Below are 15,833 nucleotides of genomic sequence, written 5' to 3'. Positions count from 1 at the left end.
AATTAATCGAGAATTAGCAATCATTAAAATTATTGCTTTTCAGCATTTCTAAAATATTCAATTTTATAATTGAACATATACGCCATATTTGCTGCGCGTACTTTAGCTTCTTCGGCTAATTTTCCAACAAATAAAAAATCTACAGTCGAAGTAAAAATTTCCATCCAGCGATCAAAATGTGCTTGATCTATTGGTAGTTGTTTATGCGGAGGAAAAGGACTTCCGGAATAAGTGTGTTCTTCTAATAAAATAGTCTGCCAAAAGCGATACATTTTCTCTAGATGTTCAGGCCATCTTCCTAACATTTTTTGGTTAAAAATTGGACCTATCAAATCGTCGTCCTGCACTTTTGCATAAAAAGCATTTACTAAAAGTTTAATATCGCCTAAGCTTGAAATATCTTGAGTTGCCATTTTTTTTGGTATAAAATTCAGATCGCAAAAATACAATACAACTGAGTCTTTGTTTTCTGATAATTATCATTTAACGTTTTTTTATCCAATTAGCTGCGTAAATAAATCATGCTTGTCGTTTAAATATTGAAATTCAAAACCATTTTTGGTCATATTCATTTTAATTGCCTGAATGTCTTTTTTATTCTTTAATTCTAATCCAACCACTACAGAACCTACCTCACGGCTGTTTTTCTTCGCAAACTGAAAATAAGTAATATCATCGTCAGGCCCTAAAATATTGTTTACAAATTCCTTTAATGCTCCCGGGCGTTGGGGAAACTGAATCATAAAATAATGCATCAAGCCTTCATAAAGTAAAGAACGTTCTTTTATTTCGGCAGTTCTTTCAATATCATTGTTGCTTCCGCTCACAACGCACACGACGTTTTTACCTTTAATTTTTTCTTTATAAAAATCTAAAGCGGCAATTGTTAAAGCTCCCGCAGGTTCTACAACCATCGCTTCTTCATTATACAAACGTAAAATTGTAGTACACACTTTTCCTTCTGGAACGAGGATAATATCATCCAGATTGTTGCGACAAATTTCAAAAGTGATGTCGCCAACTTGTTTTACGGCGGCACCATCTACAAATTTGTCTATTGTTTTTAAGGCTGTATTTTTGTTTTCTTCAATAGAAGTTTTCATCGATGGAGCACCTTTTGGTTCAACGCCAATAATCTTTGTATTTGGACTTAAATGTTTAAAAACTTCAGATAAACCCGAAGCTAATCCGCCGCCGCCAATCGGAACAAAAACATAATCAATAGGCTCTTTGTAACTTTCTAAAATCTCTAAACCAACTGTTCCCTGGCCTGCTATTACTTTTTCATCATCAAAAGGATGAATGAAAATTTTATGGTTTTGGATTGCATCTGCAGTGGCAGAAGCATAAGCGTCATCAAATGTATCTCCAGTAAGAACGATTTCAACAAATGATTTTCCGAATAATTGAACTTGTTTTACTTTTTGTTTAGGAGTAGTTTTTGGCATATAAATTTTGCCGTTTATCTTTAAAAGATTACAAGAATAAGCTACACCTTGTGCATGATTTCCAGCGCTGGCACAAACAATTCCGATTGCTTTTTCGGCATCATTTAACGACGAAATTTTGTTGTAGGCTCCTCTAATTTTATACGATCGTACAATTTGTAAATCTTCTCTTTTTAATAAAATAGTTGATTTAAATTCGTCTGAAAGATTGAGATTTTGCGTGAGCGGAGTAGCGGCAACTACATTTTCGAGTTGCTTTTTGGCTGCAAGTACTTCGTTAAATAGATTCATGATTTTGTGTTGTTTTTTTGCCACAGATTAAATGATTTTAAATGATTTTAATCTGTGAGAATCATTTAATCTGTGGCGAAAATTTACTGTTTAATAGTTTTTTAAAATAAAAAACCTCCCGATTTGGGAGGTTTAATAAATTGTATTTTGTTTACTTATTTATATAATACCTCACCATTATTGCTGAATAGCAATAATATTGATAGAGATAATAATGTTATTTAAGTTTTTCATTTTAGATAATTGAATCGCAAATGTATTAATTATTTTTTTACCGGAGGATATTGTGCTAAAATTTTAGAAACAAACTCGGCAACTTTTTCATCTTTTTTGTCAACGTTTTTAGTTAAGGTACCTACACCTTCACCTTGCCAGATCATTTCTTTCTTTTTAGCATCAATCAAATCAATGAATAAAGTTCCTTCTGTAGAAGTTGAAACGGTAGTTTGGTTTCCTCCGTACATCATGTATGGATTCCATCCCCAACCCCAACCGTAGCCCCATCCGGCGCTAAATTGATTTACATTAACTTGCTCCCTTGCTTTAGTAAAAATGTTAATTAATAAATCAGGGTTGTCGCTTTTTGTAAAACCTTTGGCTTGCATTTGTTCATCGATGGCACGTAAAATACGTCTTTTATCCAAATCAGAAATTTCGACCTTGTCAATTCCGGGCTTAAAAAAAGCATAGGTTTTATAAGGCGCAAAATCTACGTTTTTATCATAATCAGAATAAACACTAACAGTGCTGCAAGAGGCTAGTATTAAAAGCAAAAAAACGGGTACTAATTTGAATGTTTTCATAGTGTTTAAAATTTTAATGTTTTTAGTTTTTAGTAATGTAAAAAAAGCTTTTAACTAAAATAGTGTTTCGTCTACTATATTAGGTAAAGTTACTTTTAGTAAAGGCTGAACTTCCATTGCTCTTTTTATTGCAAAAATAGCTTCGTCGTTTCGAGCCCAGCTTCGTCTTGAAATTCCGTTGTTAACATCCCAAAAAAGCATTGATGCTAAACGTTTTGAAGCCTCTTTAGAACCATCAAGAACCATACCAAAACCGCCATTTATAACCTCTCCCCAGCCAACTCCGCCACCATTATGTATAGAGACCCAAGTTGCTCCTCTAAAACTGTCACCAATTACGTTTTGAATCGCCATATCGGCCGTAAAACGTGATCCGTCGTAGATATTTGAAGTTTCTCTGTACGGAGAATCGGTTCCTGAAACGTCATGATGATCCCGTCCTAAAACAACAGTTCCAATTTCGCCCTTTGCAATCGCCTGGTTAAAAGCTTCAGCAATTTTAATTCTTCCTTCAGCATCAGCATAAAGAATTCTGGCTTGAGAACCCACAACCAATTTATTTTCCTGCGCGCCTTTGATCCATTTTATGTTATCCTGCATTTGCTGCTGAATTTCATTTGGAGCTGTCTTAGCCATTTCTTCTAAAACCTGACTCGCAATTGTATCTGTTTTTTGCAAATCCTCGGGTTTTCCTGACGTACAAACCCATCTAAAAGGTCCAAAGCCATAATCAAAACACATTGGTCCCATAATATCCTGAACATAACTCGGATATTTGAAATCGATATTATTCTCTGCCATAACATCTGCGCCAGCGCGAGAAGCTTCAAGTAGAAAGGCATTTCCGTAATCAAAAAAGTACGTTCCTTTTGCAGTATGTTTGTTGATTGCTTTTGCTTGTCGGCGCAAAGATTCTTGTACTTTTTCTTTGAATAATTCAGGATTGTTAGCCATCATTTCATTGGCTTCTTCAAAAGAAATTCCAACCGGATAATAACCTCCCGCCCAAGGATTATGAAGTGAAGTCTGATCGGAACCCAAATCAATTTTGATATTTTCTTTGTCTAAACATTCCCAAACATCCACCACATTTCCTAAATAAGCAATCGAAACCACTTCTTTATTGGCTTTGGCCAAAGTGACTCTTTTTACCAATTCTTCAGTCGAAGTTACGATTTCATTAATCCAACCTTGCTCGTGACGAATTTTGGTGATTTTTGGATTTACTTCAGCACAAATAGTGATACAACCTGCAATGTTTCCTGCTTTTGGTTGCGCACCCGACATTCCGCCAAGCCCTGAAGTTACAAATAAATTACCTTCGGGATTTAGTTTTATTTTTCTGAAACCATTCAAAACCGTAATTGTGGTTCCGTGTACAATTCCTTGAGGTCCAATGTACATATAACTTCCTGCTGTCATTTGGCCATATTGCGAAACACCCAATGCGTTCATTTTTTCCCAATCGTCCGGTTTCGAATAATTAGGGATAACCATTCCGTTGGTAACCACAACTCTAGGTGCTTCAGAATGTGAAGGGAATAATCCCATCGGATGTCCTGAATACATCGTTAACGTCTGTTCATCTGTCATTTCAGATAAATACTGCATCGTCAATAAATATTGCGCCCAGTTTTGGAAAACTGCACCATTTCCTCCATACGTAATTAATTCGTGCGGATGTTGCGCCACAGCATAATCCAGATTGTTCTGAATCATGTGCATAATTGCTTTTGCTTGTAATGATTTTCCTGGATATTCGTCAATTGGCCTCGCGTACATTCTGTAATCGGGACGTAGACGGTACATATAAATACGGCCGTAAGTTTCTAATTCTTCAGAGAACTCTTTGATTAATTCAACGTGATGTTTGGCTTCAAAATAGCGTAATGCATTTTTTAAAGCTAGTTTTTTTTCTTCTGCCGAAAGAATTTCTTTTCGTTTTGGCGCATGATTAATAGCTAAATCGTATGCTGCCTTTGGAGGTAATATTGAGGGAATTCCTTGTTGTATTTGTTCTTGAAAAGTCATTTTTTTTTAGATTTTTAGATGTTAGATCGTTAGACTTCTTAGATTTTCTCTAAAGCCGAATAATTAAATATCTAATGAATTGAATGTTAGTTTAAATTATTTCTGAAAATTATCTCATTCTCAAATTGACACATTTTCTAATTAAAACTAGGGATAGCGGATATCCGACCTATGATAGGATTTGTGGATGGTAATCCTAAATTTTCGCAAGAGAATATCCATTTTAAATTTTTAGATGTTTAGACTTCTTAGATTGTTAGATTAAAATAATATTAATCTATATTTTTATTTTATAAAAAGATTGCTGTTTTTTAGACATTCAAAAAAAGATCTTAAGATCTAAGAAGTCTAAAAATCTAACAATCTACTTTTTTCTGATTTCCCCCGTTCGTTTGTCAAATCCATACGGACAATGACGGCAGCCACTTTTGCAACAATATCCACGTTTTAAGTGGTGTTTTTCAGTAAAGCATTTATAACCTTCTGGTGTATAATAAAAATCTTCACCTTCGATTAATTTATTTTCATTACTTTGCTCTTTCATAAATCTGCTTAGTATTCATGTTCTTTTACTCTAAATCAAATTTATTATGATTTTAATGAAATCGAACAACTTTTATCTACAAATTTATAAATTTTACAGCTCATGTTTCTGATTGTTGCTAAATATTTAATTCCGAAAGGATATCGAGGAATGACTGTGTTTCCGTTTGTATTGATGAAATATGATTTTGATAAAGCAAATCAGACTTTTATAAATCACGAGAAAATACATTTAAGACAGCAAATAGAATTGCTGATTCTTCCTTTTTTTATTTGGTATGTTTTTGAGTTTTTAGTGCGTTTTGTTCAGTATAAAGATAAAGATCTGGCGTATCGAAATATAAGTTTTGAGAGAGAAGCATATTCTAATGAAACAGATTTAAATTATTTGAAAAACCGATCGTTTTTTGGCTTTTTAAAGTACTTAACATTAAAACAATAATAGATTTTGAATCAAGAAATTCATATCACTTTTCCCAATGATATTTCGCTAACGATAAAACGCGAAGATTTAATTCATCCGTTTGTTTCCGGAAATAAATTCAGAAAGTTAAAATACAATTTGCTTCAGGCGAAAGCCGAAAACAAAGAGACCCTACTGACTTTTGGCGGAGCATTTTCAAATCATATTGCTGCTGTTGCATTTGCCGGAAAGGAGCAAGGTTTTAAAACAATTGGAGTTATTCGCGGCGATGAGCTTTTTGATAAAGTTGAGGAAAATCCAACGTTGAAATTTGCTCAGGAAAACGGAATGCAATTTGAATTTGTTTCGAGAGAAGATTATAGATTTAAAAATGAAAATTCCTTTTTAGAAAAGCTGAAAGATAAGTTTGGTGACTTTTATTTGGTTCCTGAAGGCGGTACAAATGATCTTGCGGTAAAGGGCTGTGAAGAGATTTTGACAGAGGAAGATGCTGTCTTTAATTATGTCTGTTGCGCGGTTGGAACTGGTGGAACAATCTCCGGATTAATCAATAGTGCTGTGCAAAATCAGAAAATTTTAGGATTTCCGGCATTAAAAGGTGACTTTTTAAACGATGAAATTCGTATTTTTGCAAAGAAAGACAACTGGAATTTAATATCTGACTATCATTTTGGAGGTTATGGCAAGATAAATTTAGAATTAATTCAATTTATCAATACTTTTTTTGAAGAAACAAAAGTGCCTTTAGATCCAATTTATACAGGAAAGATGGTTTTTGGCGTTATAGATTTAATACATAAAAACTATTTTCCTGAACATTCAAAAATATTACTCATTCATACTGGCGGATTGCAAGGAATTGAAGGGATGAATATGAAATTGAAGCAGAAAAAATTACCAATACTTAAAAGCAATGGTTAGAAAAATATTTACATTCATAATTTTAGCAACTTTGGTAAGTTGTTCTTCCAGTAAACCTGCTATTGCGACGACTAAAAGAGCAGCAGAAATTCAGAGGACCAGAGTAGCGACTACTAAAAAGCATACTCCCGCTAAGCCAATAGCTAAAAATTATCCTTCTACAAATAATACAACTGAGGTTATTCAGTCTACTTCAAAAACAGTTGTAAACAGCGATTTAATCAATAATTATATTTTACAGTTTAAGGATATTGCAATGGGCAATATGCAAAAGTATGGTATTCCGGCCAGTATTATTTTGGCACAGGGAATTCTTGAATCTGGTGCGGGAAAAGGGGATTTGGCAATGACTGCCAATAATCATTTCGGAATTAAGTGTCATAAAGACTGGTTGGGAGAAAGTGTTCGTCATGACGATGACTCCGCTCAGGAATGTTTTAGAAAATATAATGAGGCTTCAGAATCGTATCGAGATCATGCTTTGTTTTTAGTCGGAAAAAATAGATATGCAAGTTTGTTTACTTATGAAAAAGACGATTATAAAGCCTGGGCAAAAGGTTTAAGAGCTTGCGGATATGCTACAGATCCAAATTATCCGGATAAATTAATAAGTTACATCGAACGTTATAATTTGCATCAATACGATTGTCAAATTACAGGAAGAAACTATAAGCCGTTTGAGAAATCAACAGCAGCAAAAAGTACATCGGCTCCAGCCAGAAGTATAGCCAACTCGAATTCTAATGATCCAAATTTATACGAGGTTCAAAAGGGAGATACTTTATATTCGATATCAAAAAAATTCAATTTATTAGTTGATGACTTAAAACAGAAAAACAATCTTTCAGATAATGCAATTTCGATTGGACAGCGATTGAAAGTGAAGTAGTTCTTCAGTTTTAAGTAACAGTTTTCAGTTTTGAAATCAATCTAAAATCAAAATTTTAAAATAAAGTTCTCAGTTTATAATATAAAATTAATCCCGTCCCGAAGTTTCGGGATCGGGACTAAAATCTAAAATAAATAATGTTATATAAAAGAAGTAGTCAGCTTTTTGCTGAAGCAGAAAAAGTAATTCCGGGAGGAGTAAATTCGCCAGTAAGAGCGTTTAAAGCAGTTGGAGGAACTCCTATTTTTGTAAAAAGTGCCAAAGGTGCTTATTTGTATGATGAAGACGGAAATAAATTAATAGATTATATCAACTCTTGGGGACCAATGGTTTTAGGTCATGCCTATCAGCCGGTTGTTGATGCTGTAATCGAAAAAGCAAAATTAGGAACTTCATTTGGAATGCCAACTGAATTAGAAACTCAAATTGCGGCTCTTGCTGTTTCTATGGTTCCGAATATTGATAAAATCAGATTTGTAAATTCAGGTACAGAAGCTTGTATGAGTGCTATTCGTTTGGCTCGTGGATTTACAAAAAGAGATAAGATTATAAAATTTGCAGGTTGTTACCACGGACATTCAGATTCATTTTTGATTCAGGCCGGAAGTGGCGCTGTGACATTTGGATCTCCAAACAGTCCAGGAGTTACAGAAGGAACTGCAAAAGATACTTTGTTGGCGAAATATAATGATTTAGAAAATGTAAAAACTTTAATCGAAGCTAATAAAGGAGAAATTGCTGCGATTATTATCGAAGCAGTTGCTGGAAATATGGGTTGTATTCCGCCTCAAAAAGGTTTCTTAGAAGGTTTAAGAGAATTGTGTACAGCAAACGGAATTTTATTGATTTTTGATGAAGTTATGACAGGTTTCCGTTTGGCTCGTGGAGGAGTTCAGGAATTGTATAATATCAATGCAGATATCGTAACTTTCGGAAAAGTAATTGGCGGAGGTTTACCAGTTGGAGCATTTGCTGCGCGAGAAGAAATTATGAATTATTTAGCGCCGCTTGGTCCGGTTTATCAAGCAGGAACATTGTCTGGTAATCCGTTGGCAATGGCAGCAGGATTAGCGATGTTACAATCGTTAGATAATGATCGTGCTATTTTTACACGTTTAGAAGAAAAAACAGCATATTTAGAAGCAGGAATTGAGAGGGTTTTAAAAGCTAATAATATCGCATTTACAATCAATAGAGTTGGTTCGATGATTTCTGTTCACTTTGATGCAAATCCGGTTGTGGATTTTCAAACAGCTGCAAAAGGAGATAATGAAACGTTTAAGAAATTCTTCCACGGTTTATTGCAAGAAGGAATTTATATTGCGCCATCTGCTTACGAAACTTGGTTTATTACAGATGCGTTGACTTATGAAGATTTAGATTTTACGATTAATGCCATTGATAAAGTTTCAAAGACATTTTAAATCTTAAAAAAACAGATTATATTTTTTCAATTTCAGGTTCAGCTTTTTTATTAAAGCTGAACCTTTTTTTATGGCTTCTTGTTTTGAATTGTAATAGTTAATGAAATGTTAATAAGAATGTTTTTCTGCATATATTTAGAATAAAAATTATTTTTGTTTATTAAATAACTATTAAACCTACCATAAATGAATAAATTTTTCATTTTTATTACGATGACAGTATTTATGCTGTTTTCTACTTCACAGTTCGCCCAATCAAATAAGAAAGAATCCAAAAAAGGTGATCCCGTAGTTGCTCCGCCAGAAAAAAAAGCTGAATCAACAATTAAAGATTACAATAAAGTAATTACAAAGGATGCTGTTTCTGATGATGGACTTTTTAAAGTTCATAAAGTGGATAAAAAATACTACTTCGAAATTCCAAATAAATATTTAGATAAGGATATGCTTTTAGTAAGCAGATTGTCTAAACTGCCTGCAAATTTAGGTGGAGGATATGTAAACGCCGGCTCTGAAACGAACGAACAATTGATCGTTTGGCAGCGTTTTCAGGATAAAATTCTAATTAAATCAAAGTCCTATAATGCTGTTGCAAACGATACTTTACCGATTAGCATTTCGGTAAAATCAAACAATTATGAGCCAACTTTATTTGCTTTTGATATTGTTGCTTTCAGTAAAGATTCTGCCAATACTGTAATTGATGTTACTAAGTTTTATAGTACAGATGTTAAGGCGATCACCGGAATATCAGCAGAAATGCGAGAAACTTATAAAGTAAAAGGACTTGACGATTCAAGAAGTTTTATTAATACAATTAAAAGTTTTCCGATGAATATCGAAGTAATTCAGGACATGACTTATAATGCTTCAAAACCATCAATGTTAGAAGGAACAGAATCGATTAGTATTCAAATGAATCAGTCGATGATTTTGTTGCCGGAAGTACTAATGAAGCCAAGATTAGCAGATCCGAGAGTTGGTTATTTTATTGTAAATCAATACGATTACGGAAGTAATGAGTTGAAATCTGATCTTAAAACTTATATTCGTCGTTGGAGGTTAGAACCAAAAGATCCTGAAGCATATGCGAGAGGTGAACTGGTTGAACCAATAAAACCTATTGTTTATTATCTGGATCCTGCAACGCCGGAAAAACTTAGAAAATACATAAAATTAGGAATTGAAGAATGGCAAAAACCTTTTGAAACCGCCGGTTTTAAAAATGCTATTATTGCAAAAGATGCCCCAACAAAAGAACAAGACCCGGATTTTAGCCCGGAAGACGTTCGTTATTCAGTAATTCGTTATGTAGCAAGTACAACCCGAAATGCGGTTGGACCAAGTGTTTCAGATCCAAGAACAGGAGAGATTATTGAAAGTGATGTAATTTGGTATCACAATCACCTACGTTCTTATAGAAATAGATATTTATTAGAAACAGGTGCGGCAAATCCGTCAGCCAGAACTTTGCAAACCAGCGATGAAGAAATGGGGGATATGATGCGAATGGTTATTGCACATGAAGTTGGACACGCTTTAGGATTTCCTCATAATATGGGGGCAAGTTGCGCTTATGATGTAGAAAATTACAGAAATGGTGATTTTACACAGCAAAACGGAATCTCGGCAAGTATAATGGATTATGCCCGTTTTAATTACATCGCACAGCCGGGAGATAAAAATATTCGTTTTATTCGCAAAATGGGAGCTTATGATCATTATGCACTTAACTGGGGTTACAGAGTGATTCCGAATGTGAAATCTCCTCAGGATGAGGTCAAAACTTTAGACAAATGGATTTTGGATAAGGCCGGGAATCCTCTTTATAAATACGGGAAACAAAGTAGTGCATTTGACCCAACAACTCAAACAGAAGATATTGGAAATAACTCAATGAAAGCGAGTTCTTACGGAATGAAAAATCTGGAATATGTGGCCAATCATTTAAGCGAATGGACTAGTAGTGCGACCAATAATTATGATGATTTAGACGAGTTGTACAAGGAATTTCTTGATGTTTGGAGCAGATATGTTGGTCATGTTGTGACTAATGTTGGCGGTGTTTATGAAAATACTAAAAAGCCAAATCAGGCTGGAAATATTTATGAAATTGTACCAAAAGCAAAGCAAATTGAAGCTATGAATTGGTTACAAACAAATGCTTTTGCTTCTCCAACCTGGATTGTAAATATCAATACTTTAAAAAACACTGATTACGCTGGTTATACGGAAAGATTTAGAAGTCTGCAGGTTCGACATTTAAACAGTTTGCTAAGTATTGGCCGTATTGGTCGATTAATGGATAATGAAATTCTGGGTGCAGATACTTACAAAGCATTAGACTTATTTAGAGATACCCGAAAAGGAATCTGGAAAGAAGCTTCTACAGCAGGAAATGTGACCATATATAGAAGAAATTTACAACGTGGATATATTGATAGAATGGGTGTTTTAATGACCGAAGAAATTAAACCTACAGACAGATCAACAAAATATTACAACGTAGCACAATCTGATTTGAGAGCTTTAGTTCGTGGCGAATTAAGTGCATTGAGAGGTATACTTTTGACAGCAAAAGCAGGAGCTGTAAATACAGAGACAAAATATCATTATGAAGATTGTATCAAGCGAATTGATTTGATTTTAAATCCGAAATAAGATTTATAATAAAAAAAGAGGCTTTAAAAGCCTCTTTTTTTTATTCATCAGATTTGTTGTTATCTTTTCTGTATTCTTTCATTTTGTCTTTCATCTTATCTTGATTCTCTTTTTGAATGCTTTTCCATTTGTTGTATTGGTCAGTATTCAAGATAGATTTCATTTTTGCATCATTAGCATCTTTTTCATCCATCATTTGTTTTTTGAAAGCTTCTTTCTCCGCTGCAGTAGGTTTAACTTTACTGTCTTTTCTATCTTTACGGTCTTCTTTAAATTTTTCAGCTTTGGCACTTCTATCGGCCAAAAGTTGTTTTACCTGAGCTTGTTGATTGGCATCTAAATTCAGTTCAGACGTTAGTTTTTTTAATTGTTTGTCATTACGTTGTTCAGGAGTTAGTTTTTCTCTTGGTTCACGTGTGGGTTTTTGGTCAGCTTCTTGTGCAAAACTTGCCATTCCAACGAATAACAAAGCTGCGATAAATAATTTTTTCATGATGTAAGTTTTTTAATTGTTATATCGATTAGACTTTATCAAATTCAATAGGTTTAATTTGATTATCAGAATTGTATTTTATTTAACATATTGAATCGTAATTGATTAAAACGGTTTTGTTTGGATTAAATTATAGAATTAATTGCTTATTTTTAAGGTATCAATAAGTATAGAATCTAGAACAAAGTATTATGAGTTTAAACACCACATTGACCAAAAATAGAATAGCTTTTTTTTCAACACAACCTTACGACAAGACTTTCTTTAACAAACACAATGATAAGTTTGGTTTTGAATTGGATTTCTTTGAAACGCAGCTTAATCCGCAAACCGTAATTTTGATCGAAAATACAGCTATCGTTTGTGTTTTTGTAAACGATATTGTAAATGAAGCAGTTATTAAGCAATTGGCCGATAAAAATGTAAAAATTATTGCACTACGTTGTGCAGGTTTTAATAATGTTGATTTAGAAGCTGCAAAAAAATACAATATAAAAGTATGTCGTGTTCCTGCCTATTCGCCTCAAGCGGTTGCTGAACACGCCATGGCGATGATTTTGACTTTAAACCGAAAAACACACAAAGCTTATAATCGAGTTCGTGAACAAAACTTTTCGCTAAACGGATTATTAGGTTTTGATTTATTCGGAAAAACAATCGGAATTATCGGAACGGGTAATATTGGAAAAGCTTTTGCGAAAATTGCTCTGGGTTTTGGTTGTAAAGTTTTGGCGTATGATATTGTGACAAATTCGGAAATGGAAAAAGACGGAGTTGAATTTGTTTCTTTAGAAGATATTTTCAAATCGAGTGATATTATTTCGCTTCATTGTCCATTAAACGATCAGACAAAACATGTGATTAATAAACAGTCAATCGATTTAATGAAAGACAATGTTATGATTATCAATACCAGTCGAGGTGCATTGATAGAAACGGCTTCTGTGATTGAAGGCTTGAAAGAAGGTAAAATTGGTTATTTAGGCATTGATGTTTACGAACAGGAAGAAAAACTATTCTTCAGAGATCTTTCAGATGATATTATTCAGGATGACGCAATTCAGCGTTTAATGAGTTTTCCGAATGTTCTGGTAACGGCACATCAGGCATTTTTTACGAATGAAGCTTTAACGCAAATTGCTTTAATAACTTTTGAGAATATCAAATCATTATTGACTCAGAATGATATTGAGAATAAGGCAGCTTTGCTTGTTTAGAAATTAGTTTAAGAAACTTAAAATGAAAAATTATGAAAAATAAGTTTTTAATAACATTGATGATTCTGATAATGATTTCATGTCAGAATAAAGATAAAACCGATTCGGGAAATGTTGTTAAAACGATTGCCGAAGATACCTTAACAAAAACTGTTGCAGGAGCTGCAGACTTAAGTGATGCACCTCCAAGAGATGATAAGGCAGTCGAGATGATTCGGAAACAACTTTCAATCTTATTGAAAAAAGATTTACCGGCAATGACAAAAGACGATCGGTTCTTTTATTATGAAGCTTTTGATTTGAATAATGATAAGAAAAATGAATATTTTGTAGGCTTTTCTAATTCATACTTCTGCGGAAGCGGAGGTTGTTCAGGATATATTTTAAATAATGACGGAAGCGTAATCAATCGTTTTACTGTAACCGATTTTCCGATTTTTGTAACAACTTCAGTAACTGAAAAGTTTTACGATCTTAAAATGCAAAGTGGCGGTAATTCCCATCTCATAAAAATGAAAAACGGAAAATATCCATCAAATCCATCTGTTCAGGAAGTGTGGAATGGTGATATTTCAAAGGAAAAAACTAAGGTCTTGGATGTTAATTCTAAGAGATTAAAGAAGTATTCGTTTTAGAAAAAAAAACAAAACCCAACAGGTTTTAAAACCTGTCGGGTTTGAATATTATAAAGGAACGAAAAATTACCCTACCAATTCCACCATTTTAAAATCGCCTTCAACAGCAACTTTAGTCAAACCATGTTTTGATAAATTTTTCATAGCCGCATCCCATTTTTTACCGCTTAAATTAGCTGTAACTTTTAGCTGCGCTAAATCCATTTTATTTTCGTTTTCCTTAAGGAAGTGAATAATTGCTTTCTCTTCGTCAGACAATTCAATTGATTGTTTTTTCTCAGGACGCATTTGCGGGAACAATAAAACTTCCTGAATTGAAGCATTATTTGTTAAGTACATAATCAAACGATCCATTCCAATTCCCATTCCAGAAGTTGGAGGCATACCGTATTCAAGCGCTCTTAAGAAATCTTCGTCGATTACGCCGTTTGCTTCATCATCACCTTTTTCAGCCAAACGCATTTGATCTTCAAAACGTTCGCGTTGATCAATTGGGTCATTTAATTCTGAATAAGCATTTGCAATTTCTTTACCACAAACCATTAATTCAAAACGCTCAGTAAGTTCAGGATTGTCGCGGTGTTCTTTACACAAAGGCGACATTTCTTTAGGATAATCAGTAATGAAAGTTGGCTGAATATAATTTCCTTCGCATTTAGCTCCAAAAATTTCATCAATTAATTTTCCTTTACCCATTGTTTTATCAACGTCAATTCCCATTCCTCTTGCTGCTTCAAACAATTCATCTTCCGATTTTCCTGAGATATCAAATCCAGTAAAATGTTTAATAGAATCTGTCATTGTAACACGAGCGTAAGGCGCTTTAAAGTTAATTTGGTGTTCACCAAAAGTAACATCACTAGTTCCGTTAACCGCAATAGCACAATGCTCAAGTAAACCTTCAGCAAATTCCATCATCCAGTTGTAGTCTTTGTATGCTACATATATTTCCATAGCAGTAAATTCAGGATTATGCGTTCTGTCCATTCCTTCATTTCTAAAGTTTTTCGAGAATTCATAAACACCTTCAAAACCGCCAACAATTAGTCTTTTCAAATACAATTCGTTTGCAATACGCATGTAAAGCGGAATGTCAAGCGAATTATGGTGCGTAATAAACGGACGCGCCGCAGCACCACCCGGAATTGGTTGTAAAACCGGAGTTTCAACCTCAAGATAACCTGCATCGTTAAAATAACCACGCATAGCAGTAAATAACTTAGTACGCTTGATAAAAGTATCTTTAACTTGTTGATTTACCGTTAAATCTACATAACGCATTCTGTAACGTAATTCAGGATCATTAAAAGCATCGTGTACTTTTCCGTCTTCATCTACTTTTGGTAAAGGTAACGGGCGTAAAGTTTTACTTAAAAAAGTAAATCCGTCAACGCGAATACATTGTGCACCAACTTTTGTAGTAAACAATTCACCTTCGATTCCGATAAAATCACCTAAATCAGTTAATTTTTTAAATACAGTATTGTATAAAGTTTTATCATCACCTTCACACAAAACATCGCGATTAACGTACAATTGTAAACGTCCTTCGCTATCCTGCAATTCAGCAAAACAAGCTTTTCCCTGATCTCTAACACTCATTAAACGTCCGGCAACAATAACCTTCTTACCCTCTTCAAAAGATTCCTTCACCTGCTTCGAAGTATGATTTACAGGAAAAAGATTAGCCGGATAAGGATTGATTCCTAAGTTGCGTAAGTTTTGAAGTTTTTCTCTTCGGATGATTTCTTGTTCTGATAATGCCATTTTGTGCTCTTTTTTAAGTGTGCAAAGATAAAGAAAAGAATGTAGATTTTAGAATGCAGGTTTTAGATTTTTTATAGCAGCAATTTATTGTATTTCAATCCCCTTTTGTCGTGCTCCCGAAGCTTCGTGACAATTGTATCTTTTTTGCAGAAAACGCAAAAAGTATACCGCTTCTATAGGGGTTGGATTAGAAATTTTGATTTTCAATTGACCTGTTAGTTGGGGTATATTTGGGCTTTTAACAATATTGACATCCTGAGGAAAGAAGGATCTTTGTATGAAACTC

The 15,833-nt window shown here is 33.9% G+C and carries 14 protein-coding genes; 7 read left to right on the top strand and 7 right to left on the bottom strand.

The window, feature by feature from the left end; all coding sequences use genetic code 11:
- Nucleotides 1-29 precede the first annotated feature (29 nt).
- From ACHRVZ_RS19400 to ACHRVZ_RS19380, 5 genes are all read right to left on the bottom strand, one after another.
- Complete coding sequence (locus ACHRVZ_RS19400; protein WP_395424535.1) at nucleotides 30-413, bottom strand: group III truncated hemoglobin; 384 nt, start codon at nucleotides 411-413, stop codon at nucleotides 30-32.
- 81 nt (nucleotides 414-494) lie between these two features.
- Nucleotides 495-1,739 (bottom strand): threonine ammonia-lyase IlvA, encoded by a 1,245-nt coding sequence (gene ilvA, locus ACHRVZ_RS19395; RefSeq protein WP_395424534.1) that lies wholly within the window; start codon nucleotides 1,737-1,739, stop codon nucleotides 495-497.
- A gap of 263 nt (nucleotides 1,740-2,002) precedes the next feature.
- Nucleotides 2,003-2,542 carry a DUF4136 domain-containing protein gene (locus tag ACHRVZ_RS19390; RefSeq protein WP_395424532.1) on the bottom strand — a complete coding sequence of 180 codons (540 nt, stop codon included), beginning with the start codon at nucleotides 2,540-2,542 and terminating at the stop codon, nucleotides 2,003-2,005.
- A 54-nt stretch (nucleotides 2,543-2,596) separates the two neighbouring features.
- On the bottom strand, nucleotides 2,597-4,573 hold the full coding sequence (locus tag ACHRVZ_RS19385; RefSeq protein ID WP_395424531.1) for a urocanate hydratase: 1,977 nt from the start codon (nucleotides 4,571-4,573) through the stop codon (nucleotides 2,597-2,599).
- Nucleotides 4,574-4,937: 364 nt separating this feature from the next.
- Nucleotides 4,938-5,117 carry a DUF5522 domain-containing protein gene (locus ACHRVZ_RS19380; protein ID WP_066032608.1) on the bottom strand — a complete coding sequence of 60 codons (180 nt, stop codon included), beginning with the start codon at nucleotides 5,115-5,117 and terminating at the stop codon, nucleotides 4,938-4,940.
- A 102-nt stretch (nucleotides 5,118-5,219) separates the two neighbouring features.
- On the opposite strand from ACHRVZ_RS19380, the gene ACHRVZ_RS19375 reads away from it, so the two are divergent.
- The 5 genes from ACHRVZ_RS19375 (at nucleotide 5,220) to ACHRVZ_RS19355 (ending at nucleotide 11,435) form a co-directional block, all read left to right on the top strand.
- Entirely contained in the window at nucleotides 5,220-5,558 is a 339-nt protein-coding gene (locus ACHRVZ_RS19375; RefSeq protein WP_395424530.1) for a hypothetical protein, read from the top strand.
- 6 nt (nucleotides 5,559-5,564) lie between these two features.
- Nucleotides 5,565-6,461 (top strand): 1-aminocyclopropane-1-carboxylate deaminase/D-cysteine desulfhydrase, encoded by an 897-nt coding sequence (locus ACHRVZ_RS19370; protein ID WP_395424529.1) that lies wholly within the window; start codon nucleotides 5,565-5,567, stop codon nucleotides 6,459-6,461.
- On the top strand, nucleotides 6,454-7,350 hold the full coding sequence (locus tag ACHRVZ_RS19365) for a glucosaminidase domain-containing protein (protein WP_395424527.1): 897 nt from the start codon (nucleotides 6,454-6,456) through the stop codon (nucleotides 7,348-7,350). The genes ACHRVZ_RS19370 and ACHRVZ_RS19365 overlap by 8 nt, the downstream gene beginning before the upstream one ends.
- Before the next feature lie 137 nt (nucleotides 7,351-7,487).
- Nucleotides 7,488-8,774 (top strand): glutamate-1-semialdehyde 2,1-aminomutase, encoded by a 1,287-nt coding sequence (gene hemL, locus ACHRVZ_RS19360; RefSeq protein ID WP_395424526.1) that lies wholly within the window; start codon nucleotides 7,488-7,490, stop codon nucleotides 8,772-8,774.
- A 186-nt stretch (nucleotides 8,775-8,960) separates the two neighbouring features.
- Nucleotides 8,961-11,435, top strand: a complete 2,475-nt coding sequence (locus ACHRVZ_RS19355; protein ID WP_395424525.1) for a zinc-dependent metalloprotease — start codon at nucleotides 8,961-8,963, stop codon at nucleotides 11,433-11,435.
- Between the two features lie 40 nt (nucleotides 11,436-11,475).
- Here the strand turns inward: ACHRVZ_RS19355 and ACHRVZ_RS19350 are convergent, their stop codons facing one another.
- Complete coding sequence (locus tag ACHRVZ_RS19350; protein WP_395424524.1) at nucleotides 11,476-11,928, bottom strand: hypothetical protein; 453 nt, start codon at nucleotides 11,926-11,928, stop codon at nucleotides 11,476-11,478.
- Nucleotides 11,929-12,119: 191 nt separating this feature from the next.
- On the opposite strand from ACHRVZ_RS19350, the gene ACHRVZ_RS19345 reads away from it, so the two are divergent.
- Nucleotides 12,120-13,145 carry a 2-hydroxyacid dehydrogenase gene (locus ACHRVZ_RS19345; protein ID WP_395424522.1) on the top strand — a complete coding sequence of 342 codons (1,026 nt, stop codon included), beginning with the start codon at nucleotides 12,120-12,122 and terminating at the stop codon, nucleotides 13,143-13,145.
- Nucleotides 13,146-13,177: 32 nt separating this feature from the next.
- Nucleotides 13,178-13,780 (top strand): hypothetical protein, encoded by a 603-nt coding sequence (locus ACHRVZ_RS19340; protein ID WP_395424521.1) that lies wholly within the window; start codon nucleotides 13,178-13,180, stop codon nucleotides 13,778-13,780.
- A gap of 66 nt (nucleotides 13,781-13,846) precedes the next feature.
- Here ACHRVZ_RS19340 and lysS read toward each other — a convergent pair whose 3' ends face one another.
- A complete protein-coding gene (gene lysS, locus ACHRVZ_RS19335) occupies nucleotides 13,847-15,547 on the bottom strand; it encodes a lysine--tRNA ligase (RefSeq protein ID WP_395424519.1) in 1,701 nt (566 codons plus the stop codon).
- Nucleotides 15,548-15,833 lie beyond the last annotated feature (286 nt).

It is taken from the genome of Flavobacterium sp. FlaQc-57 (genome assembly GCF_044007395.1).
Lineage (GTDB): Bacteria > Bacteroidota > Bacteroidia > Flavobacteriales > Flavobacteriaceae > Flavobacterium.
Note: the sequence above shows the minus strand (reverse complement) of the source record. Positions and strands in the feature narration are given on the sequence as shown.